Consider the following 22,898-nt stretch of genomic DNA (forward strand, 5'->3'; position numbering starts at 1 on the left):
AGAAAACAGCATTGCGTTAAACATGAAATTAACACTCAAAGCAGTATTAAAATATCAGGATGTGACACACATCATAATTATTCGAAAAAAAATTTTTAGCGAGATCGAAAAAAGAAAAAATCAACTTTCCATTGTGAATTCGATGTGTCTATTTTGTATATCAAGCGTCAGATTATCGCCTGAAATAGAAAAAACAGAGGCCACAGAGGCAGTAACGACCGGGCGTTTTATGCTACTTACAAATTGACGTACTATCTTGCATGGCATACAAACAATCTTGTTTGGCGGCGCTGATTTCGTGTTATATATTTCATCGGTTGCTATCTCTCCCCCCCAATAATTGGCTTATACCTTAATGTGGAGGTAGTCATGTATCAGCGCTGCTTTGACGATAAAACAGACGCCATTTTTGAAAACGGGCGAACCCCGAAACTGTCCAGATTTGTCATTAGCGACGATCCCAACTGGGAATCCGGTCATCATGTGCATGAAGCCGAAACCGAACTGATCTACGTAAAAAAAGGCATGGTCAAACTGACCATCGACTCATCGAACTACGTCGCCAGAGCAGGCGATATCGTGGTCATTGAGCGCGGCAGCCTGCACGCCGTGGCCTCTGACGCCGCCTCGCCCGCCACCACCTATACCTGTGCGGTTTATGGCTTCAAGATTAACGGACTGGAAGAAAATCGCCTCATGCGGCCAAACTCCTGTCCGGTGGTATCGGCGATCAAAAACAGAGAGGTAATAACCAGTATTTTTCAAGAAATCAGCATGACCTTCCCCCAACAAAAGAACGGTATCTCATCATCGGTTTATGATGCTTTTGGCTATGTGCTGACGGTAATGTTTTATGAGAATTTCAAAAGCGCGTATCGCACCGACTCCGGGCAGATAATCAAAGACGTTTTGGTTAAAGATATCCTGGTTTATTTAAATGATAATTACCGGGAAAAAATCACGCTGGATCGCCTGGCGAAAAAATTTCGCGCCAGCGTGAGTTATATCTGTCATGAATTCACCAGGGAATATCATATTTCGCCCATCAACTATGTTATTAAACGTCGCATCACCGAAGCGAAATTTGCATTAACCAATACGGAATTATGCCTGAACGAAATTTCTTTCCGCGTCGGATATGATAATGTCGATCATTTCACAAAATTATTTATCCGCCATGTCGGCTGTTCCCCCTCGGAATACCGGAAACAGTTTAAAAGCGATCTGAACGGGCTGGAATATCGAGCGGAGTTTGATCAGAAGCCGGAAGTATTGATTTAACCATAATGACCCTATAACGAGGTTGATGACAAAGCCTATAATACGCCATTGTCATCCTCCGCTACGCGCAGTTATTCCCGCGGTTGTAGGCGGGAATCTCCTACTAAAACCGTAAACCGCCATTAGCTGATTCCCGCCTTCGCGGGAATGACGGGGTTGGGAAGGTTTGTCAACAGTCTGATATAACGATACTTTGCCGCGATACCGCGCAATCAGTTCACCCCGCCAGGCGTGAACTGATTACCGGCGATAATCACTTATTCTGATAATCCTTCAAAATCTGGCGCCCGGCGATATAGATCATAATCTCATCGGTGCCGCCGCCGATTCTTTCACAACGCACGTCGCGCCAGAATCGGGAAACGCGGGCATCATCGGTATAGCCCAGCCCGCCCATGATTTGGATCGCGTCGTCAATCACTTCAAGGGCGGTGCGGGCGCAATACAATTTGCACAGCGCGGCGCTGGTTCTCAATGACTGCCGCATATCCGCCTGCCAGGCCACTTTCAACACCATATTGCGCATGTTTTCGGTTTTGATGGCCATCAGCGCCAGCTTTTCCTGAATCATCTGATTATGGCCGATGGGCTTGCCGAACTGAATGCGCTGGTTGGCATAGCGGGCGGCGTCTTCAAATGCGCACTCGGCGAAACCGGTGCTGCGGGCGGCGTTAATCAGGCGTTCCATTTCAAAGTTATACATCACGTTGAGGAAGCCCATGCCTTCTTCACCGACCCTGTCGCTCTCCTCCACCTCGACATTGTCCAGATAGACTTCGCAGGTGCTCAGCATATGCCAGCCGATCTTGCGCAGCGGATTGATTTTGATGCCCGGACGATTCGATTCCACCCACCACAGGGTAAACGCTTTTTTCGGATCCTGCGGCGCGGGATCCCGCGCCAGCACCAGCATATAGGGATACTCTTTCGCCCCGGTGATGAAGGTCTTCTGGCCGTTCAAATACACTTTGCCATTCTTGCGCGTGTAGGTGGTGGTGGCGCTGTTGTTGTCCGAACCGGCGCCGGGTTCGGTGAGAGCCAGCGCATAGGCCGGGTCGCCGGTGGCCAGGGTGCTTTCCGCCGTTTTCCGCAGCTGTTCCGGCGAACCGAACCGCAGCATACTGTGAATGCACTGCCCGTTGGTGATCAGGAATGCGGGCGCGCCGCATTTTGATACCTCCATCAGCGCCAGCATTTGCGTCACATAGTCGGCGGGAATGCCGTTATATTCCTCCGGCACGCCCAACAGGGAAATACCGTTGTCGGATAGCGCCTTCATGAATTCTTTGGGATAGGTACCCGTCTGGTCGCAGGTTCTGAAATATTCTTCCGGGAAATCACTGGTAATAAGTTCCCGAATACTGGCAAGCAGCAATTCTTGCTCTTCGGTTAAACCAAAGTTCATATTCTGTACTCCTGTTGATTAGTTACCTTCAGGTAAAACAAATCCCATGACCTGGTCGTAAAACATGCGTTCGTCCATTAACTTCAGGTCAGCGGATATAATCGGCTGGAAGTCCATTTGAGCTAAAATATCTCTGTCCAGATCAACGCCGGGGGCAATTTCAATCAAGTGCAAACCATCCGGTTTTAAGGTAAATACCGCGCGCTCGGTGATATAACGCACATCCAGTCCGCGCTCCAGAGCGATTTTTCCGCTGAAGGTGATTTCCGGTATTTGTTTTATAAATTTCTTGACCCTGCCCTCCTGGACTATTTTCAGCGTCCCTGCGCCGACGTCGGTCTTTAAACTGCCGGCGGTTAAAGTTCCGCAAAAGATAATTTTCTTCGAGGTGGCGCTAATATCGATAAAGCCGCCCGTCCCCATAATTTTGCCGTTGAATTTATGCACGCCGACATTACCCTGGCTGTCCACTTCAGCGAAACTCAAATAGCAGACGTCCAGCCCGCCGCCGTGATAGAAGTCGAACTGCGAGGTCATGTCCAGAATGGCGCGCGTATTGACGTTGGCGCCAAAGGCGACGCCCTGAGTGGTAATGCCGCCGATAGGGCCGGTCTCCACCGTCAGAACGAAGTCGTCGGCGCAGCCCTCTTCTCTGGCGACCAGGCCGATACCGTCCGCGATGCCGACCCCGACGTTACCCACCGCGCCTTTGCGCATCTCAAACAGAGCCCGCCGCGCCACCAGCTTGCGCTGATTGAGCGGAATGGCCATTTGGGCGCTGTCATCCAGCACGAAGTCGCCGGAAATAAAGCGGTTAACCGGCGCCCCGCCGTAAAGCTGCGTTTGCGCCGGATCGACGACGACGATATCCACCAGGTAGCCGGGAATTCTCACCGATTTGGGATGCAGCGTGGCCTTTTTGACCATCTTCTGCACCTGCATCATCACGATGCCGCCGTGATTATGCACCGCCTGGGCGATAACCAGAGCGTCCAGATACATCACCTCATCTTCAAAAGAGGCATAGCCTTCGCTATCGCAGGTCGTGGCGCGGATAAAGGCGACGTTCGGCGCGATGGCCTTATAGAAGAGGTATTCCTGATTATCGATTTCCACCAGTTTGATCAGATCTTCCCTGGTCACTTCATTGAGTTTCCCGCCCTGCTGGCGCGGGTCGACGAAGGTGCCGATGCCGATATTGCTTAAAATACCGGGCTGGTGAGCGGCCGAGGCGCGGATGGCCTGGGTCAAAATGCCTTGCGGATAGTTGTAGGCGCTAATCTTGTTCTGTTCGGCCAGGTCTGAAATACGCGGCGATTGCCCCCAGTGACCGCACAGCGCCCATTTGACCAGTCCTTCCTGAGCCAGCGGGCTAATGCCTCTTTCCGCCCGATCCCCTAATCCCGTCGGGCTGATTAAGGCAAGATTACGCGGCGACCGGCTGGTTTTATAGCGCTCGGCCAAGGCGGTAATTAACGTGGTCGCTTCAAGAATTCCCCCGCCGGCGCCTAATACGCAGAGCGTCGCTTCATCCGGAATATAATTGACCGCCTCTGCGGCAGATAATACCGGGACCCTGCCATTTATTCTTTGCGGTTTTTCCAATTTCATAGCTACTCCTAATCATGACCGAATATACCCAATAATTTTTCAGATGCGGCAAGCCGACACACCTGCCGCTTGAAGATCAACGGGTATGGCTGTTTATTCAGGAACCCGAACGAATTCCTGTTTTAAGATTTAAATAAACGCGGTTTTATGATTGATGTAATATATTTAAAACGGCTCTCAAATCTTTAATTGCTATTTGCCCGGGCGCCGACGCTTTTTTCAATGCGCCAAACGTTGCCGCCGACCCGAATACTTCACCCGCTAAGCGTGAAATAACGCCCGACTGCGCCATAGACATGGTAATAATGGGGCGGTCGGCATATTTCTCATACATTTCCAGCGTGGCGGCCAATAGCGTCAGGACATCGTTTTTGTTTTGCGGCATCAGGGCGATTTTCGGAATATCGGCCCCCAGTTGCTGCATTTTGCGCAAACGGCCGACGATCTCGTCTTTAGGCGGCGTTTTATGGAAATCATGATTGGAGACAACGACTTTCACCCCGCGGGCATGAGCATGGGCGATCGTCGCGCCGACGGCTTGATCGCCGGTAAAAAGCTCCAGATCGATCATATCCACCAGACCGCTATCAATCATCCGTTGGTTCAGGGAAATATACTCATCGGACGATATCTCTTTCTCTCCCCCCTCCCTGGCGCTGCGGAAGGTAAAGAGGATCGGCCGGTGCGGAATGATGCCGCCGAGCTGGCGCGCCGCCTCAATCACGCTGTCGATATTCGTCACATCGGCAAAATGATCGCTGCGCCATTCCAGAATATCGAAGTCGAAATCGCGGTAATATTCCGCTTCCGATTTCACCGCCGACACGTCTTTTCCCATCAATGAGACGATAATTTTGGGCGCGCCCTCGCCTATCACCACATTTTTCACTGTTACGGTTTTCATGCTTTTCCCTTCCATTAATGCCTTACGGCCCTGAATACCCACCGCGTATCCGCCGTTCAGACGCGACGCCTTGGCGATGAGAGCGGCAACATAATCCGTAGCCGATAATTATGCGTTGAACCCCATAACCTTTTTAATGTATTCCAGCGGGAAATCTTTCCCGGTCCACAGCTTGAACTGTTCCGCGCCCTGCCATAACAACATCCCATAGCCATCGACCGTTTTACAGCCGACCTCCGTCGCCATTTGCAATAGCTTGGTGATATGGGGATTGTAGACGCACTCGGAGACCAGCAAATCAGGGCGCAGCATCGATTTGTCGCTGACGACGCATTCATTTTCCAGCGGCTTCATCCCCACTTTGGTGCCGTTGGTCAGGATATCGGCATCGGCAATCGCCTGGGCGAACGCCTTCTGGTCGGCCAGGTCGGTAACCGTTACCGTACAATCCGTATTGTCGTTAACCCGTTTCGCAAAGGCGAGCGCCTCTTCGTAGAACTCATCGCGGCGGTTAAACAGCATGATTTCCCTGATGCCTTCGATAGCCGCCTGCGCGCCGATGGCGGTGGATGCCCCGCCGGCGCCCACCAGCACCATTTTTTTACCGACAATATCAAAACCGGTTTCTTTGATGGCCCGAATATGTCCGGTTCCGTCGGTGTTATATCCTCTGAGGTAATCATTGTCGTTTACAATGGTATTAATGGCGCCGACCAATTTGGCCGCGGGGGTTAATTCATCCACATATTTACAAGCCAGCTGCTTGTTGGGCATGGAAACGCCGGTACCGCGCATTTTTAAGGCCTTAAGCCCCTCAATCGCTTTGCCAAAGGTGGTGTTGTCGACCTCGAAAGCCATATAGGTATAAGGTAAGCCGACTTTTTCCAGCGCTTTATTCTGCATTTCTGGAGACAGACTGTGTCTGATGGGATATGCCATTAATCCAATCAGCTCATATTTTGCAGTAACATCCATTATAAACCCCTCTCTATATTATTTATACTGCCGACCCACGCCCTATATATTTAAAACTAACGGGCATATTTAATTTTCAATAACACTTTCACCTGTTGATAAAATTACTGGAAGAATCGCTCGCCAAAACGCAAATCATTTTCTGGGATTTTGAACACTTTATAATAACGAACAAAGACCACTATCGCGGTGATAAATGCGATGCTGGCGAATACCACGTCCAGTAATATGATGTATTGCAAGCCTATGGTGGATAAATAACCGGTAATCAGCGGGATAATAAAATTGGCCAAGCCGCCCATCATCATATAAACGCCGGTGACTTTGGCTTTGCTTTTTGGGAAAAACTCCGACATAACGGAAACGCCAAGCTGTAATATCCCACCCGCGGCGGAGAACCCGATGATAAACGCCCCCACATTACATACCAGCGGCGATGGGTAGAGATAAATAACGATCCCGGTAATCACGGATAATCCGGCGTTAAAGACATTGGCCCACACCGGGCGAACCATGCTTTTGAGCAGGAAGGCGAAGAAAAATACGCACACCAGCGAGCCCAGACTGTAGTAGGAGATGGTTTTTAACGCCTCGGCTTCCCCCATGCCGCCGAAGGCCATCGCGTATTTCGGCATCCACACCACGATGACGTAAAACGTCGAGAATGCCGCCACGCCGAACACGATGGAGGCCACGCCTTCCAGCCATGCCAGCGGCTTGCTGTTCATCTGCGGCAGATCTTTGGCGATATTGGCGTCCACCAGTTGGCTGGGAAATTTACTCTTCAGCACCAGCAGCGTGACCAGGAGGAACAGCACGCCGGGGATAATCATCGCGTAGCCGTACCATATCTGACTGACCAGCAGGTAGCTGACCAGCATGGGATAAAACATCTGACCGAAAGAGACCATGGCCTTAACCAGAATCACCGCGGAGCCCGACGTTTTGGGGTAGCACTCCATCAACGCCGGATAACCGCCGGTGTCCAATGCCGCATTCGCCGCGCCGACGCAGAAAGCCAGCACAAACGCCACGATCAGATTAGGACTGAGGAGAATGCCGAAGAAGAACAGCACATATAGCACGATCCCCAGGAAAATAACCGAGCGTCGGCCAAACTTATCCGAGATGACGCCGAAGAAGAGGATGCTGATCAGCCTGCCCAGACCGATGCCCGAAATCACGTAAGCAATCCCGGCGTTATCGGTGTTAAACTTTTCCGCCAGAGGCGTCATATTCTGCGCCAGAGTAATAACGCTGACGCCGTGAAGAAAATAGCTCAAATATATGCCGATGACGGCTAATAAAAATGGCGTATTGAAGGCCTTGTTCTGGCTCATGCTTTTCTCCGCTTATCGTTAATGTTTTCATTACATAGATTTTCCGGACGGGATTATGCTGGCCGTCTTACTTTTTTCTTTTTATTCAGGTTGGAATCACCGTTCTTATAAAACACCATTAAATTAACAGCTGTATTTAATGTATATAACGACGACAAGGATTAACACGTAAGATAAGGCTTTTGTTTTCAATTTTATTGCATGGCGCCGGGAAGTATCTCGTCTCCCCTGTTGATAATTTGTTTGCTATTTTACAAAATGAATACATGGCGCGAATGATAAAAAAACCCATGACATCGCGGCACAATTTCTTCATTTTGCGAAGCAGTTAAAATTTATTTAAGCCAAAGAGTGATGGACGACATAAAATATTTTTATCCGCTGCCGGGTAACCCGATCACGATTTATCATCCTCTCCGTTTGGCCTCGTCTTCAATTAACAACTTATTTACCGCGCCATGCCGCCTTAAACGGTAAAAAGGACATGCTATATTGCACGGCGGCATAATAATGTTGCACGCCGCTCGCCGGGGTCCTTGCGCTTCCCTTCCACTCTGTATAATCCTTCGATGTTATTGAATACCCCTCTGCGCCACGGCCGCCGGCCTGAAGTCTATTGAATAGCGCGTTAACGCCACGAGAAACCCTATGAATTTAAAACAATTACACTATTTTAAGCGTCTGGCTGAAAAGCAGCATTATACGGAAGCGGCGTCGAGCCTGTTTATCGCCCAGCCCTCGTTAAGCCATGCGATATCCGAGCTTGAAAAAGAGCTGGGGGTGACGCTATTTGAAAAATGCGGCAGGAACGTGCGCATCACGCAGTGCGGCAAAATATTTTTACCCTATGTGGAAAATGCATTGCGTGAGTTGGAAAACGGGCGTTTTGCGCTACGCCAAATAAGCGGCGCGCAGGAGGACGTTATCGGCCTGGCGTTTATCTATACCATGGGAGAGACGGTCGTTCCGCGGCTGATCGACCGCTTTATCCACCTCCCCGGTAATGAAAATAAACGCTTTCGCTTTTATCAGGGAACCACCGCCTCGATCGTGCAAGACCTGAAAGCGGACAAGTTCGACCTGGCGCTCTGCTCGCTGGCGCCGGAAGAGCCGGAAATCGAGTTTATCCCGTTAATCAGCCAGGAGCTGGTGCTGGTGACCGCCCGCCGCCATCCGTTGGCGCAACGCCGTGAAAGTGAAATCGCCCTGGAGGAGGCCATCCCTTATCCGTTTATCTTTTATACGCAGGAAAGCGGATTACGTCAGTTTATCGACAGGATGTTTATGCAAAAAAAACTGCTCCCTGAAGTCGCCTGTTACGTCGAGGAGGATACCGCGATGGCCGGGCTGGTGAGCATTGATTACGGGATTGCGATTATGCCGCGCACCGATACGCTGTCGCGAGCCAACGTACGCATCATGAGCATCAAAGATCCCGGCCCGACGCGCTATATCCATCTGGCGACCCGTAAAGACCAGGCCCTATCCCCCTCCGCGCTGGCGTTCAAGAAGTTTATCTTCAGCGCCTGCCAACGGATGCAGTTCAATTAACGCGGTTTTGGCGCGTCAAACCTGAAGCTGATTGATCTTTATCGCGCCGCGACGCTCCTTCATATTGCGATAGCCGATAAACAACGCGATCAGGAAACCCAGGGCCGAGAGGCCGACATCGAACCACATAATACTGGCGATGCTGGTTTGCGATAATTTGGCGGTGATCAACGGAATCGTGAAGGTGGCCAGGCTGCCGGCGCTATAAAAAATACCGGTGGCCTTCCCTTTGGCGTGAGGAAAACGCATCGCCATCAGCGTCAGCCCCAGTTGCATTACGCCGCCCGCGGCGGAAAAGCCGATCACGAAGGAGAAAACCATCACGGTCGTCACGGTAGGATGCAAACATACCGTCAACAGCGCGACGAAGGATATAAACGTATACAGCATCAATAGGGTGGTTGAACTGACCGCTTTCTTCACCAGACCGGCGGTGATAAACACACACAGCAGGGAGCCCACGGTATAGATGCTCAGTAGCCTGATCGCGGCGGTATAGGGCATCCCCGCCACAAACTGCCCGTACTGCGCCAACCATTGGCTGACCAGATAGAACGTCGCCATGGAAATGTAGCCATAAAGGGTAAAGCCGGCGAGATCCAGCATCGTACAGCCGCCGCCTTCCGCCACCGGCGGTTCGGCGATATTGCTTTCTTTCTCCGACTCGGGACGGGAGCCGTGAGGCGGGAAAGGGCATCGGAACAGGCACAGTGCGTTAAGCAACATAATGCCGGCGGCAATCAGGAACGACCAGCCGAACCAGAGTTCGAACCAGACCAGCACGCTGATGATCATCGGCAAAATAAACTGACCGCCGGAAACAAACGCTTTGATCAGGATATTGGCGGTGCTGGGGGTATTGGGAAATGCCTCCATCAATGTCGGATAGGTGCCGGAGTCGAGAAAACTGTTCGCCATTCCCGCCAGAAAACCAAAGCAGTAGGCGACGACGATGCTCTGCGTGCTGAGGAGTCCCAGAAAAAATCCCAGATAGCAGGCCATCCCCAGATAGATAAAAGGCCGGCGGCCGAAGCGATCGGAAAGCATGCCCGCCACGAGTAACACGCTTAGCCTGCCAATCCCCAGAGAGGAAATCACTACCGATACCCCGGCCGCATCGGTTTGCCACTGTTGCTGCAAATGGGCCATATTCAAACTGATCAGGATAACGCCCATACCGTGAACCAGATAATTGATATATAACCCGAAAGATGTTGCTATATATTTGTTTTTCATAATAAACCTTTTTTGGAAAGGATGTTTTTATGGCATCGCCGCTATTCCCTTTCCTGTGCTTGCTGCAAAAAACTGTCCGTCAGGCGCGCCCTCGCCCCTTCTCCCGCGGAAGGTTCGGAAAATCAGCTTAAAGAGCGAATAAATAGATGAGTTAGCGCATGATAAATATCATTTCTTAATTCATACCCATGCTAGCAACTCTCCCCATCAATAAATAATTCATTTTTTATTGATAATTCATAGATTGTATCTATAGGCTATATTTATAAAATAAAACAAGCGCACTTCCGACATAAAATATCGCATGCCGGGTTATTTTTTTAAAACCTGTGACAAAGGAAGCATATTATTTATTTTTATGACGCGGGTCATATTTTGCATCCAAAATATAGGACAAATCGTGCAATATTACGGCGGCAGAGAACATTATTCTCTGCCGAAATATCCCTATCTGAAAATGAACTTATTCTGTTAAAGGCGGGGCGGTATCGCCGCGGCATCATTCGCGGCATCGTTCAACAGGGTATGGTAAATGGCGTTAATTTCCTGCGCGACCTGCTCTTTGCCGTTATTGGCGTCAATCACAAAATGAGCGCTTTCCTGATAGAGCGGATCGCGTGTGTTGATAATGCCGCCAATCTCTTCGGTAATCGACAATCCCGTCAGGGAGGGACGCTGGCTCACCGCCGGGTCCGAGCGCAGGCGCCTGACCACCGTCTCGACCGATGTCGCAAGATAAAAAACAATACCTTTGTTTTTCATGTAATTGCGGTTCTCCTGCGCGATCACCATCCCGCCGCCGGTGGCGATGATGCAACCAGATAGCGTCACTTCTTTCAATATCCGGCCTTCGATTGTCCGAAAGTTGTCCCACCCCTGTTCATCGACGATTTGCGCGATGGTCTTGTTGGTTTTTTTCTGCACCACCTCGTCCGTATCAATGAAATTCAGTTTTAAACGGGCCGCCAGCATCTTTCCTACCGTGGTTTTACCTGACGCGCGCGGGCCGACAAGTATGATGGTATTGATCATGAATTTGTCCTGTCAGCACAATCTTTCCAGATTATGGGAATAGAGTTCGGCCGCCACGGATTGGTATATCTTCCACGCTAAATAATCCTCTTCGGTGTAGACCGAACGAAAAGCGTCATAATCGGGGAAAAAACGCATAGTGTTATTCCCGATACGATTATTTATCTTTTCAATGATGGCGCTAATCCTTTCTTTGCGTTTTTTGTTCATCAGCGTCAGGGTTTCGCTAACGGCGGAAGGTATTTCCTGTTCTCCCTTTTCCCATTTTCGCCACATTTCCGTATCGTTATCCCCCGCAATATAGTATGCCGCTTCGTCGATACTCATAAAAAAAAGCTGGCGCAGAGCCTGTAGTTCCAAATGGTTCATAATATGCCGACTCCTGGAATAATTTGGCTGGGTTGCTAACTAAATAGCATTCTATTTTTCCACGGAGAATGATCGTTATCATAATAATGCCGAATGACAAGGCTGTTATAAAAAAGTCATGATGGCCGTCTTAAAATAACATCGCGACGATTGTCCCCGCGCAGACTTCCGCCCACGCCAACCACATTGATCCGCAACGCGGAGGATGCGCCGCTGGTTTTTGCTCTACGCGCCACCGGCGCAATAAGGTTGTCGCCCGCCCTCCTGGACAGGATCCCGATATCGTTATCAGGCTAAAAAACATCGCCGTTTAACCATGTAAAATATCAGGTTATTATTTGCTGATATTCAGCCCCTGATTTGCTGAAAATAATCCCCGGGAAAAGGGTAATAATGTTAACTACATCACACTCGTCATAGGCCCGATATTTACCGGGGCAAGCGCTGCGTCAGACGGCAAATTCCGCCTGAAAATCAGTGCGCCTGCTTTTGCTAAAAATAAGGCTACGATCACGATTCGCGTGAATTATCCTGCGCGAAAATCGGGCTATTATTCGGCTTGACGCGCAGAAGATAGATTTTATATCCCAGCTTTTTTCATTGATAAAACAAACAATAATCAGCAAGTTATCGCCAGCGAAAAAGGCTTATTTGCCATGAAAAACAAACATGCCGAAAATCACCAACAACCCTTTGTTTTAAAAGAACAAAAAAGGCGTGAAATAGCAACACGCATTGATCCCGGCCTATCCAAACACATGAAAATAATAGGGTTAAATCGGCCCGATTTGCGCAGCGTCGCTAAAATCGATTCAGCCGACAAGGGGTTGTCTCAGAATCTGATTATGGTAGGGTATGGGGCGTTTAATCATTACCAGGACAAACGTTATAGAATTATAAATGACCATAGGAAAACAACCATTTCATGGCAATTAAACTTGAAGTAAAAAACCTTTATAAAATATTTGGCGAGCATCCGAACCGAGCATTCAAGCTGATCGATAAAGGCTTAACCAAAGATCAGATTTTTGAAAAAACGGGCCTTACCCTCGGTGTAAAAGACGCCAATCTGGCCATTGAAGAAGGCGAGATATTTGTCATCATGGGATTATCCGGTTCCGGCAAATCAACCATGGTACGCCTTCTCAATCGTCTGATAGAACCTACTCGCGGTCAGGTTCTGATTGATGGCGAAGATATTGCCCAAATATCCGACGCAGCGCTGCGCGACGTGCGGCGTAAGAAAATCAGTATGGTGTTTCAGTCGTTTGCGCTGATGCCGCATCTGAATATCCTCAACAACACCGCATTTGGCATGGAGTTGGCGGGGATAGCGAAAGAAGAACGCGAGCAGAAAGCGCTGAGCGCTCTGCAACAGGTCGGTCTGGAGGCTTACGCCTCGTCCTACCCGGATGAACTGTCCGGCGGGATGCGGCAGCGCGTCGGGCTGGCGCGGGCGTTGGCGAACAACCCCGACATCCTGCTGATGGACGAAGCCTTCTCCGCGCTCGACCCGCTGATCCGCACCGAAATGCAGGATGAACTGGTCAAGCTGCAATCGCGCAACCAGCGCACCATCGTCTTTATTTCTCACGACCTGGATGAAGCCATGCGCATCGGCGACCGTATCGCCATTATGCATGGCGGCGAAGTGATTCAGGTCGGCACCCCGGACGAAATACTGAATAATCCGGCCAATGACTACGTGCGCACCTTCTTCCGCGGCGTGGACATCAGCCACGTATTCAGCGCCAAGGATATCGCCCGCCGCCGTCCGGTGACGCTTATCCGTAAAACGCCCGGCGTCGGACCGCGCTCGGCGCTGAAAATTCTTCAGGATGAAGATCGCGATTACGGTTATGTGCTGGAACGCGGCCAAAAATTTATTGGCGTCGTCTCTATCGATTCACTCAAACAGGCCTTGAAAGAACAACAGCCGCTGGAACACGCGCTGTTATCCGATCCGGTTCCCGTGCCGGCCGATATGTCGCTCAACGATCTGATTTCTCAGGTAGCGCAAGCACCTTGCGCCGTTCCTGTGGTCGGTGAAAACAATGAGTACATCGGCATCATTTCCAAAGGAATGCTGCTACAGGCGCTGGATAAGGAAGGAGTGAGCAATGAGTAAATCAACACCTAATGCGTGGGAAAATGATAACGCGCCGCAGCAAAGCGCCGATCAGCAGGGAAATATGCCGCAAAACGATCCCTGGGCGGCGACGCAACAGCAAGCCGCGCCGGCGGATAACGCCCCGGCGCCGGATGCCGGCGCGCAGAGCGATCCCTGGTCCACGACTCAGGATGCGCCCGCCAACGGCGCGGACGCCTGGAACACGGCCCCGACCGATGCCGCCCCGGCCGGCAGCGACTGGCTAAGCAGCGCCCCGCCGGCCGAGCCTGAACATTTCAGCTTGCTCGATCCGTTCAAAGATACGCTGATTCCGCTCGATCGCTGGGTAACCAACGGCATTGACTGGGTCGTCGGAAATTTCAGGCCGCTGTTTCAAGGCATTCGCGTCCCGGTCGATTTCATCCTGAGCGGTTTTCAACAGTTTCTGCTCGGTATGCCGGCGCCGGTCGCCATTGTGCTGTTCTCGCTGATCGCCTGGCAGATGTCCAGTCTCGGCATGGGCGTCGCCACATTGATCTCACTGATTGCCATCGGCGCCATTGGCGCATGGTCGCAGGCGATGGTCACCCTGGCGTTGGTGCTGACCGCCTTGTTCTTCTGCATCTTGATCGGGCTGCCGATAGGGATCTGGCTGGCGCGCAGCGAACGGGCGGCCAAGGTCATTCGGCCGTTGCTGGATGCGATGCAGACCACCCCCGCGTTCGTCTATCTGGTGCCGATCGTCATGTTGTTCGGTATCGGCAACGTGCCGGGCGTGGTGGTGACCATCATCTTTGCGCTGCCGCCGATTATTCGTCTGACCATTCTGGGGATCCGCCAGGTGCCGGAAGATCTGATCGAGGCCGCCGAATCCTTTGGCGCCAGCCCCCGCCAGATGCTGTTTAAGGTTCAGTTGCCGCTGGCGATGCCGACCATCATGGCCGGCGTGAACCAGACGCTCATGCTGGCGCTGTCGATGGTGGTCATCGCCTCGATGATCGCCGTGGGCGGGTTAGGTCAAATGGTGCTGCGCGGCATCGGTCGTCTGGATATGGGTCTGGCGGCGGTCGGCGGCGTGGGTATCGTTATTCTGGCCATCATCCTTGACCGCCTGACCCAATCGCTGGGCCGCGACAAACGCAGCAAAGGCAACAAGCGCTGGTATGCCACCGGCCCCATCGGCCTGGCGACCCGCCCTTTCATCAAAAAATAACCGCAAGGCGCCCGTTGCCGGCTCTGGCCCGGCGACGGGGAACCATCGACGAAATCAATACGATAAAACCTGCGCGACTGAAACAGGAACGAGGGAATAACTATGTGCAAGACTAAAATTTGGGCCGCGACCCTGACCACCGCGCTGTTGAGCACGCCGCTTTTCGCCGCCGATACCGACCTGCCGGGCAAAGGCGTGACGGTCACGCCGTTGCAGAGCACCATCGCCGAAGAGGCCTTCCAGACGGTGCTGGTCAACAAAGCGCTGGAGAAACTGGGCTACGACGTACAGCCTATCCGCGAAGTGGATTATAACGTGGCTTACGCCTCTATTGCGGGCGGCGACGCCACCTACCTCGCCGTCAATTGGGATCCGCTGCAAGCAGACCAATATCAGGCCGCCGGCGGCGACGCCAAATTCTACCGTCAGGGCGTCTATGTCGCCGGCGCGGCGCAGGGTTACCTGATCGATAAAAAAACCGCTCAGCAGTACAAAATCACCAACGTCTCGCAGTTGAAAGATCCCAACATCGCCAAGCTGTTCGACACCAACAGCGACGGCAAGGCCGATCTGACCGGCTGTAATCCCGGCTGGGGCTGCGAGGCGGTAATTAACCACCATGTGCAAGCCTATGACCTGAGCAAAACGGTTACCCATAATCAGGGCAATTACGCCGCCATGCTCGCCGATACCATCACGCGTTACAGAGAGGGCAAACCCATTCTGTATTACACCTGGACGCCGTATTGGATCAACGACGTGCTGGTTCCCGGCCGTGACGTAGTATGGCTACAGGTTCCCTTCTCTTCCCTGCCGGGCGAGCAGCAAGGCACCAGCACCAAGTTGCCCAACGGGGCCGACTACGGCTTCCCGGTCAATAACGTGAGAATCGCCGCCAATAAAGCCTGGGCGGAGAAGAATCCCGCCGCGGCCAAGCTGTTCTCCATCATGAGACTGCCGCTGGCCGACGTGAATGCGCAAAACCTGCGTATGCATAACGGCGAAAATTCCGAACGCGATATCGAGCGCCACGCCAACGGCTGGATCAAGGCTCACCAGCAGGTGTTTGACGGCTGGGTGAAAACCGCGGCCGAAGCGGCCAAGTAAGCGCTGACGCCGAACGTCTACCACTCTCGAAAAGGCGGTGGAAACCGCCTTTTACCCTCCCTGACCGAAAACGTCTTTCCTGTTCAACAAAGTAAATCTACGCGACCAGAGTAAGAAAAGAGGGAATAACTATGTGCAAAACCAAAATTTGGGCCACGGCCCTGACCACCGCGCTGCTGAGCGCGCCGCTTTTCGCCGCCGATACCGAACTGCCGGGTAAAGGCGTGACGGTCACGCCGTTGCAGAGCACCATCTCCGAAGAAGTCTTCCAGACCGTGCTGGTCAACAAAGCGCTGGAGAAACTGGGCTACGACGTAAAACCTATCAGCGAAGTGGATTATAATGTGGCTTTCGCCTCTGTCGCGAGCGGCGATGCGACCTTTATGGCCTCTAACTGGGATCCGCTGCACGCCGACCAATATCAGGCCGCCGGCGGCGACGCCAAATTCTACCGTCAGGGCGTCTATATTGCCGGCGCGGCGCAGGGTTACCTGATTGATAAAAAGACCGCCGAACAGTATAAGATCACCAACCTCGGCCAGTTGAAAGACCCTCAGATAGCCAAACTGTTTGACGCTAACGGCGACGGCAAGGCCGATCTGACCGGCTGTAACCCCGGCTGGGGCTGCGAGGCGGTGATTAACCACCAGGTGCAAACCTATGACCTGAGCAAAACGGTTACCCATAATCAGGGCAATTACTCCGCCATGATCGCCGATACCATCACGCGTTATAAACAGGGCAAACCCATTCTGTATTACACCTGGACGCCGTATTGGGTCAGCGACGTGCTGGTTCCCGGCCGTGACGTGGTATGGCTACAGGTTCCCTTCTCTTCCCTGCCGGGCTCTCAGCAAGGCATCAGCACCAAGTTGCCCAACGGCGCCGACTACGGCTTTCCGGTCAATAACGTGAGAATCGCCGCCAATAAAGTCTGGGCGGAGAAGAATCCCGCCGCGGCCAAGCTGTTCTCCATCATGAAACTGCCGCTGGCCGATGTGAATGCGCAAAACCAGCGTATGCATAACGGCGAAAATTCCGAACAGGATATCGAGCGTCACGCCAACGGCTGGATCAAGGCTCACCAGCAGCTGTTTGACGGCTGGGTGAAAACCGCGGCTGAAGCGGCAAAATAAGTCATTACTCGTGAACCTCAAGGCGGCTTTTGCCGCCTTTTTGCCTTTTATGACGACTTAATAATCAACTGATTCCGATTTCCTTCACTCCGTTATTCTCTAATGCCGCGCATGAACTACCCTATTAATGAATAGCGGTACTTCCTTCGATGTTCGACGTCCCTATCGCTTACTTTCTGTCACAGAATAATTAAATTTGTCTGACTGATACCGTTTACCCAATTAGTAACTTTCGTTACTATACATACCGTGATTAATGAGGTTATATAAAAAATGGATAGTTCGTTTACTCCAATAGAGAAAATGCTGAGCCTGCGTGTTTCACGTAAACCCGATTTCCCCTATCAGGAAGTTTTGTTGTTGCGTTTATGTATGCACATGCAAAGTAAAATTCTTGAGCACAGAAATAAGATATTGAAAGAACAAGGCATTAATGAAACCTTATTTATGGCGCTTATCACGCTGGAATCACAGGAGTCTCACAGCATTCAGCCTTCGGAACTCAGCGCCGCGTTGGGATCGTCACGGACCAACGCCACGCGTATTGCCGATGAGCTGGAAAAAAGAGGCTGGATTGAAAGACGCGAAAGCAGCAGCGATCGACGCTGTCTGCACCTGCATATGACGGAAGAAGGCAAGACTTTCCTTAACCAGTTGCTTCCCCCGCAGCATAAAAGCCTTCATTTTCTCTGGTCCACGCTCAGCGGCGATGAGCAAAAGCAGCTTGAAACGCTGATGAGAAAGCTGTTGGCCCGACTCGATGAGATGGAACAAGCCGAATTTTTTTAATTGCTTGATGCTAATAATAAATACAATCCTCATTGTACCTGACGTTTTCCTGTGCCCTCGTCATCGGAACACAAATGTTTACTGCGAACAATGTCGGTTTACTTTTCAGTAACCTGTCATTTTCTCGCTTAATAATAAGACCAGACTGACTCTATTTGCCTGTCACCTGCGGATCGACGCGAAGCGTAGATTTGTTACAGCGTGCTCAAATGATGTGATAGCGGGCAAAAAGAGGATAAAGAGAGAACACCATGAGTGAAAATGTGGAAACGCAGGCGCCGCAGCCAGTAAAACGAAACAAGAAGAAACAGCGTAAACGCGTGCTGACGCTGTTAACGCTGGTCTTTATCGTGCTCGGCTGCATTTGGTTTGTTTATTGGTTCCTGGTTCTCAGACACCACCAGAGCACCGATGATGCCTACGTCGCCGGTAATCAGATTCAGGTGATGGCGCAAGTGACGGGGAGCGTCACGCGCGTGAATGTCGACAACACCGATTTCGTTAAACAGGGCGATATTCTGGTTGAGCTGGATCCGACCGACGCCCAGCAGTCTTTTGAGCGCACCCAGACCGCGCTGGCCAATAGCGTACGTCAGACGCATCAGTTAATGATTAACAGCAAACAGTACCAGGCCAATATCGAGCTGCTTCAAATCCAACTGAGCCAGGCGCAGAGTGATTTGAACCGCCGCGAAACCCTGGGGCAGGCCAATGCCATCGGTCGTGAAGAAGTCCAGCACGCGCGCGATGCGGTAGCCAGCGCCAAGGCCTCGCTGGAAGTGGCCAGGCAACAATATCAGGCTAATCAGGCCATGATTCTGGACACGCCATTGGAACAACAGCCGACGATCCAACAGGCGGCGGCGGCAATGCGCGATGCCTGGCTGGCGTTGCAGCGGACAAAAATCGTGAGTCCGGTCAATGGTTATGTATCGCGCCGCAGCGTGCAGGTCGGCGCCAGGATATCGACGACGTCCGCGCTCATGGCCGTCGTACCCGCCGATCATCTGTGGGTTGACGCCAACTTCAAAGAAACTCAGTTGGCCAATATGCGCATCGGCCAGCCCGCCACTGTCGTCGCGGACATCTACGGCGATGACGTCGTTTATCAAGGCAAGGTCGTGGGGCTGGATATGGGTACCGGTAGCGCGTTCTCGCTGCTTCCGGCGCAGAACGCCACCGGCAACTGGATAAAAGTCGTGCAACGCTTGCCCGTGCGCGTTGAACTGGATCCGCAACAGATTGCCGAACATCCGCTGCGTATCGGCCTGTCCGCGCTGGTCAACGTCGACACCGCCGACGCCAAGGGTAAAGCGTTATCGGAAACGCCTCGCGGCGCCCCGGCTTATGCAAGCGATGCGCTGACGCTGGATCTCGCACCGGTCAACCAAATGATTAGCGACATCATTCGAGCTAACGCCAGCTAATCGGTCAGGAGAGAAGCGTGCAGAGAAAACCGCTCAAAGGCGCCAGTCTGGCCTGGATGACCGTCGCCCTGTCGTTGGCGACGTTTATGCAGGTGCTGGACTCGACCATCGCCAACGTGGCGATTCCGACCATTGCCGGTAATCTGGGGGCGTCCAACTCGCAGGGAACGTGGGTGATCACCTCTTTCGGGGTCGCCAACGCCATTTCGATTCCCATCACGGGCTGGTTGGCCAAACGTTTTGGCGAAGTTCGCCTTTTTCTATTGTCCACCGCCCTGTTTGCCTTCACCTCCTGGATGTGCGGGATGTCCACCAGCCTGGAAATGCTGATCTTTTCCCGTGTTCTACAGGGGATTGTCGCCGGGCCGCTGATCCCGCTGTCGCAGAGTTTGCTGTTAAACAACTATCCTCCCGCCAGACGAAGCATTGCGCTGGCGCTGTGGTCGATGACCGTGGTGGTCGCGCCGATTTGCGGGCCGATTCTCGGAGGCTGGATTAGCGACAATTACCACTGGGGCTGGATCTTCTTTATCAACGTCCCGCTGGGCGTGGCGGTGGTGGTCATCACCTTGCAGACACTGCGGGGGCGGGAAACCAAAACCGAAATCAAGCCCATCGATACCGTGGGGCTGGCTTTACTGATCGTCGGTATCGGTTGCCTCCAGATGATGCTGGATCGGGGTAAGGAGCTGGATTGGTTTAACTCCAACGAGATCATTATCCTCACCGTTGTTGCCGTCATCACGCTGACGTTTTTAATCGTCTGGGAGTTGACCGACGACCATCCGGTGGTGGATTTATCACTGTTTAAATCGCGCAATTTCACCATCGGCTGTTTATGCCTCAGCCTGGCCTATATGTTTTATTTCGGCGCTATCGTCCTGCTGCCGCAATTATTACAGGAGGTCTATGGCTACACCGCCACCTGGGCCGGGCTGGCGTCCGCGCCGGTCGGCTTAATGCCCGTGGTGCTGTCGCCGATTATCGGCCGCTTCGCCCCGCGTCTGGATATGCGGCAGTTGGTGACATTCAGCTTCATTATGTACGCCGTCTGCTTTTACTGGCGCGCCTATACCTTTGAACCGGGCATGGACTTCGGCGCTTCGGCCTGGCCGCAGTTCGTACAGGGTTTCGCCGTCGCCTGCTTCTTTATGCCGCTGACCACCATTACGCTGTCGGGACTGCCGCCGGAGCGGATGGCCGCGGCATCCAGCCTGTCCAACTTCACCCGGACGCTGGCCGGCTCTATCGGCACCTCCATTACCACAACGCTGTGGGCGCAGCGCGAGTCATTGCACCACGCGCATCTGACAGAATCGGTAACGCCCTATAATCCGCTGGCTCAGGAAACCTATCAGCAGCTACAGCAGACGCTGGGAATGAGCCAGTCGCAGGCCTCTTCTTATATTGCGAGCGAAATTACCGCGCAGGGACTGATTATTTCCGCCAATGAGATTTTCTGGGCGGCGGCCGGGGTATTTCTGCTGCTGTTGGTGCTGGTATGGTTTGCCCGTCCGCCCTTTACTTCCGGAAGCGGCGGCGGCGCGCACTGAACCGTGTTCCCGCCGACGCGTCGGCGGGAACGCGAATCCGGCTTATCGTTATCGGTCCCGTGCCGGGAAGAACGGGCGGGACGCTTAGAAGGCGACGCACGCCGGAGCGTCAACCCGCATCACGGATTCCTGCGCAAAGCGCGCTTTATATTCCGCGCGCAGCGCTTCGATATCGCTTTCCTGTTCTGCCCCGTGAATAAGCAGCAATGCCTTGCTGTTTTCCCGCACCACCGCGCCATTGTCGCCCAGCCACTGTCCCTGGGCATCAAAGACCGTCAGCCCGGCTTTAAAACGCGGCGTGACGACGCTATCGACAAAGGCTTGCCACTCGGCAGCGGAAACCGGCGGACCGGCCGGACGGCTCAGACCGAAATAAAGGGTGGTTTGCACCGACTCATCGCCGAGATGGCAACGGTAGGACGCATCGGTCGTCTGCAACGAGGGCGCGCAACCGCTCGTAAAGAATGCTCCCAGCAACAGCGACGCCACGAAGTAAATGGAGGGTTTCCGCGTCATTCAGTATTTCTCCCTTTTGAATTTTAACGACATATCGGCTGTCAAAAACGAAACATCAGCGCAGGGAGCCTGCGCTGATGTTTTATTAAAACCTAAGACTAACGCTGGATGATATTAGACTTTATTCTGCCGCCACCATTCAGACAACAAAATGCCCGTCGCAACGGAAATATTCAGACTTTCAACCTGACCGGTCCCGTCAATCGAGATATTGGTATCCCCCTGTAGCCAGGCGCTATCCGACAGACCGTCGCCTTCCTGCCCCAGAACAATCACGCTTTTGGCCGGAAAGGTGGTTTTCGACAACGCCGTGCCTTTGTGACTGGACGTCGTCACAATGGTATACCCGGCCTTGCGGAATGCATCAAATACCGCAACCGGATCGTCGGCATTAATCGCGTTAACATGCTCGGCGCCGCCTTCAGCCGTACGCACCGCGGCGCCGGACTCCAACATCGTCGCATCCTGCACCAACAGGCCGTTTACGCCAAAGTGCGCGCAGCTTCGCATAATGCCGCCAAGGTTGTGCGGATTGCCGGCATCTTGCAGTGCCAGTACGCAATCGCGCTCGCCAGCCGTTTTCAGATACTCATGAACATCCATCCCCTGACGCTTTTTGATCAGGAAACAAACGCCGCCATGATGCTCTGTGCCGGAGGCTTTGCTCAGCTCATCATCATCGACGACATGATAGGCTTTGCGGTTAGCGGCCATCCAGCGCAGCGCTTCACGAAAACGCGGCGTCACTTCCTGTAAAAACCAGGCGCGGACAATGGAATCCGGGCGGCTCTTAAACAATGCGTGACAGGCATTTTCGCCATAAACCCGCGTTTCTTCCTGACGCTGACGACGCAATTGCGCCGGATCGATCTGGCTTTTACCGCTGATCCCGCCATGATCGAACTCAGTCTCTTCACCCGGCGCGCGGGAAACGGTTTTCCACGGCGAGTCGTTATTATCGCGGCCTTCCGCGCGCGGACGGCGCGGACGCTCTGCGCGTTCGCCATCGCGATTTTTGCCCCACGGGCTTTTCTCGCCATCGCGAGAAGGATTTTCCCGGGCATAACGCGGATTGGTATCGCGCGGATGCTGAGGTTTATCACGAGAACCCGCATCGTCACGCCGGCCGCGACCACCTTCACTACGACGCTCTTTACCAGCCGGACGCTTGTTTTTGTTCTCTTTATCGCCCTCGTCATCGCTACGGACGTACATCACGCGGACTTTGCCGCTCTTACTATTGAATGAATCGCTCATCGTTATCTCCACCTACGCGCTGGGCGCGAAGATTACCTTATGTACAGCCGCTTAGCTACCCGCTTGTGGCAAAAGCCAAAAACTAT

20 protein-coding genes are annotated in these 22,898 nt (G+C 52.7%); 10 read left to right on the top strand and 10 right to left on the bottom strand.

Annotation, left to right across the window (positions count from 1 at the left end; translation table 11 throughout):
- Nucleotides 1–369 precede the first annotated feature (369 nt).
- Nucleotides 370–1,281, top strand: a complete 912-nt coding sequence (locus ABRZ28_RS18800; protein WP_319605494.1) for an AraC family transcriptional regulator — start codon at nucleotides 370–372, stop codon at nucleotides 1,279–1,281.
- A gap of 253 nt (nucleotides 1,282–1,534) precedes the next feature.
- Here ABRZ28_RS18800 and ABRZ28_RS18805 read toward each other — a convergent pair whose 3' ends face one another.
- The 5 genes from ABRZ28_RS18805 to ABRZ28_RS18825 form a co-directional block, all read right to left on the bottom strand.
- Nucleotides 1,535–2,686, bottom strand: a complete 1,152-nt coding sequence (locus ABRZ28_RS18805) for an acyl-CoA dehydrogenase (RefSeq protein WP_136167601.1) — start codon at nucleotides 2,684–2,686, stop codon at nucleotides 1,535–1,537.
- A gap of 18 nt (nucleotides 2,687–2,704) precedes the next feature.
- Nucleotides 2,705–4,297, bottom strand: coding sequence for an acyl CoA:acetate/3-ketoacid CoA transferase (locus ABRZ28_RS18810; RefSeq protein ID WP_330521127.1), 1,593 nt, complete (start codon nucleotides 4,295–4,297; stop codon nucleotides 2,705–2,707).
- A gap of 145 nt (nucleotides 4,298–4,442) precedes the next feature.
- Nucleotides 4,443–5,201: a type I 3-dehydroquinate dehydratase gene (gene aroD / locus ABRZ28_RS18815; protein ID WP_330521129.1), complete on the bottom strand. Its 759-nt coding sequence runs from the start codon at nucleotides 5,199–5,201 to the stop codon at nucleotides 4,443–4,445.
- A 108-nt stretch (nucleotides 5,202–5,309) separates the two neighbouring features.
- A complete protein-coding gene (gene ydiB / locus ABRZ28_RS18820) occupies nucleotides 5,310–6,176 on the bottom strand; it encodes a quinate/shikimate dehydrogenase (RefSeq protein WP_319605491.1) in 867 nt (288 codons plus the stop codon).
- A 104-nt stretch (nucleotides 6,177–6,280) separates the two neighbouring features.
- Nucleotides 6,281–7,516 carry an MFS transporter gene (locus ABRZ28_RS18825; protein WP_330521131.1) on the bottom strand — a complete coding sequence of 412 codons (1,236 nt, stop codon included), beginning with the start codon at nucleotides 7,514–7,516 and terminating at the stop codon, nucleotides 6,281–6,283.
- Between the two features lie 648 nt (nucleotides 7,517–8,164).
- Here ABRZ28_RS18825 and ABRZ28_RS18830 point away from each other — a divergent pair.
- Entirely contained in the window at nucleotides 8,165–9,067 is a 903-nt protein-coding gene (locus ABRZ28_RS18830) for a LysR family transcriptional regulator (protein WP_330521132.1), read from the top strand.
- A gap of 15 nt (nucleotides 9,068–9,082) precedes the next feature.
- On the opposite strand, the gene ABRZ28_RS18835 is transcribed toward ABRZ28_RS18830, so the two are convergent.
- The 3 genes from ABRZ28_RS18835 to ABRZ28_RS18845 form a co-directional block, all read right to left on the bottom strand.
- Entirely contained in the window at nucleotides 9,083–10,303 is a 1,221-nt protein-coding gene (locus ABRZ28_RS18835) for an MFS transporter (RefSeq protein WP_330521133.1), read from the bottom strand.
- 471 nt (nucleotides 10,304–10,774) lie between these two features.
- Entirely contained in the window at nucleotides 10,775–11,335 is a 561-nt protein-coding gene (gene aroL / locus ABRZ28_RS18840) for a shikimate kinase AroL (RefSeq protein ID WP_330521134.1), read from the bottom strand.
- A 12-nt stretch (nucleotides 11,336–11,347) separates the two neighbouring features.
- Nucleotides 11,348–11,704, bottom strand: a complete 357-nt coding sequence (locus tag ABRZ28_RS18845; RefSeq protein WP_319605486.1) for a YdiL family protein — start codon at nucleotides 11,702–11,704, stop codon at nucleotides 11,348–11,350.
- A gap of 656 nt (nucleotides 11,705–12,360) precedes the next feature.
- On the opposite strand from ABRZ28_RS18845, the gene ABRZ28_RS18850 reads away from it, so the two are divergent.
- From ABRZ28_RS18850 to emrB, 8 genes are all read left to right on the top strand, one after another.
- Nucleotides 12,361–12,651 carry a hypothetical protein gene (locus tag ABRZ28_RS18850; protein ID WP_319605485.1) on the top strand — a complete coding sequence of 97 codons (291 nt, stop codon included), beginning with the start codon at nucleotides 12,361–12,363 and terminating at the stop codon, nucleotides 12,649–12,651.
- The gene (gene proV / locus ABRZ28_RS18855) at nucleotides 12,630–13,832 is read left to right on the top strand and encodes a glycine betaine/L-proline ABC transporter ATP-binding protein ProV (protein ID WP_319605484.1); all 1,203 of its coding nucleotides are present in this window, start codon (nucleotides 12,630–12,632) and stop codon (nucleotides 13,830–13,832) included. Before ABRZ28_RS18850 ends, proV begins: the two co-directional genes overlap by 22 nt.
- Nucleotides 13,825–15,027 carry a glycine betaine/L-proline ABC transporter permease ProW gene (gene proW, locus ABRZ28_RS18860; RefSeq protein ID WP_319605483.1) on the top strand — a complete coding sequence of 401 codons (1,203 nt, stop codon included), beginning with the start codon at nucleotides 13,825–13,827 and terminating at the stop codon, nucleotides 15,025–15,027. Before proV ends, proW begins: the two co-directional genes overlap by 8 nt.
- A gap of 102 nt (nucleotides 15,028–15,129) precedes the next feature.
- Nucleotides 15,130–16,134 (top strand): glycine betaine/L-proline ABC transporter substrate-binding protein ProX, encoded by a 1,005-nt coding sequence (proX, locus tag ABRZ28_RS18865; protein ID WP_319605482.1) that lies wholly within the window; start codon nucleotides 15,130–15,132, stop codon nucleotides 16,132–16,134.
- Nucleotides 16,135–16,265: 131 nt separating this feature from the next.
- Nucleotides 16,266–17,270: a glycine betaine/L-proline ABC transporter substrate-binding protein ProX gene (proX, locus tag ABRZ28_RS18870; RefSeq protein WP_330521135.1), complete on the top strand. Its 1,005-nt coding sequence runs from the start codon at nucleotides 16,266–16,268 to the stop codon at nucleotides 17,268–17,270.
- A gap of 273 nt (nucleotides 17,271–17,543) precedes the next feature.
- Nucleotides 17,544–18,059, top strand: a complete 516-nt coding sequence (gene mprA, locus ABRZ28_RS18875; RefSeq protein WP_319605480.1) for a transcriptional repressor MprA — start codon at nucleotides 17,544–17,546, stop codon at nucleotides 18,057–18,059.
- 251 nt (nucleotides 18,060–18,310) lie between these two features.
- A complete protein-coding gene (emrA, locus tag ABRZ28_RS18880) occupies nucleotides 18,311–19,486 on the top strand; it encodes a multidrug efflux MFS transporter periplasmic adaptor subunit EmrA (protein ID WP_330521136.1) in 1,176 nt (391 codons plus the stop codon).
- 17 nt (nucleotides 19,487–19,503) lie between these two features.
- Entirely contained in the window at nucleotides 19,504–21,039 is a 1,536-nt protein-coding gene (gene emrB, locus ABRZ28_RS18885; protein ID WP_330521137.1) for a multidrug efflux MFS transporter permease subunit EmrB, read from the top strand.
- 84 nt (nucleotides 21,040–21,123) lie between these two features.
- Here emrB and ABRZ28_RS18890 read toward each other — a convergent pair whose 3' ends face one another.
- Both ABRZ28_RS18890 and ABRZ28_RS18895 read right to left on the bottom strand, forming a co-directional pair.
- On the bottom strand, nucleotides 21,124–21,555 hold the full coding sequence (locus ABRZ28_RS18890; protein WP_319605477.1) for a DUF3574 domain-containing protein: 432 nt from the start codon (nucleotides 21,553–21,555) through the stop codon (nucleotides 21,124–21,126).
- 114 nt (nucleotides 21,556–21,669) lie between these two features.
- Nucleotides 21,670–22,812, bottom strand: coding sequence for a tRNA/rRNA methyltransferase (locus tag ABRZ28_RS18895; RefSeq protein WP_319605476.1), 1,143 nt, complete (start codon nucleotides 22,810–22,812; stop codon nucleotides 21,670–21,672).
- Nucleotides 22,813–22,898 lie beyond the last annotated feature (86 nt).

The organism is Brenneria sp. g21c3, assembly GCF_040240345.1.
Classification (GTDB): Bacteria; Pseudomonadota; Gammaproteobacteria; order Enterobacterales; family Enterobacteriaceae; genus Brenneria.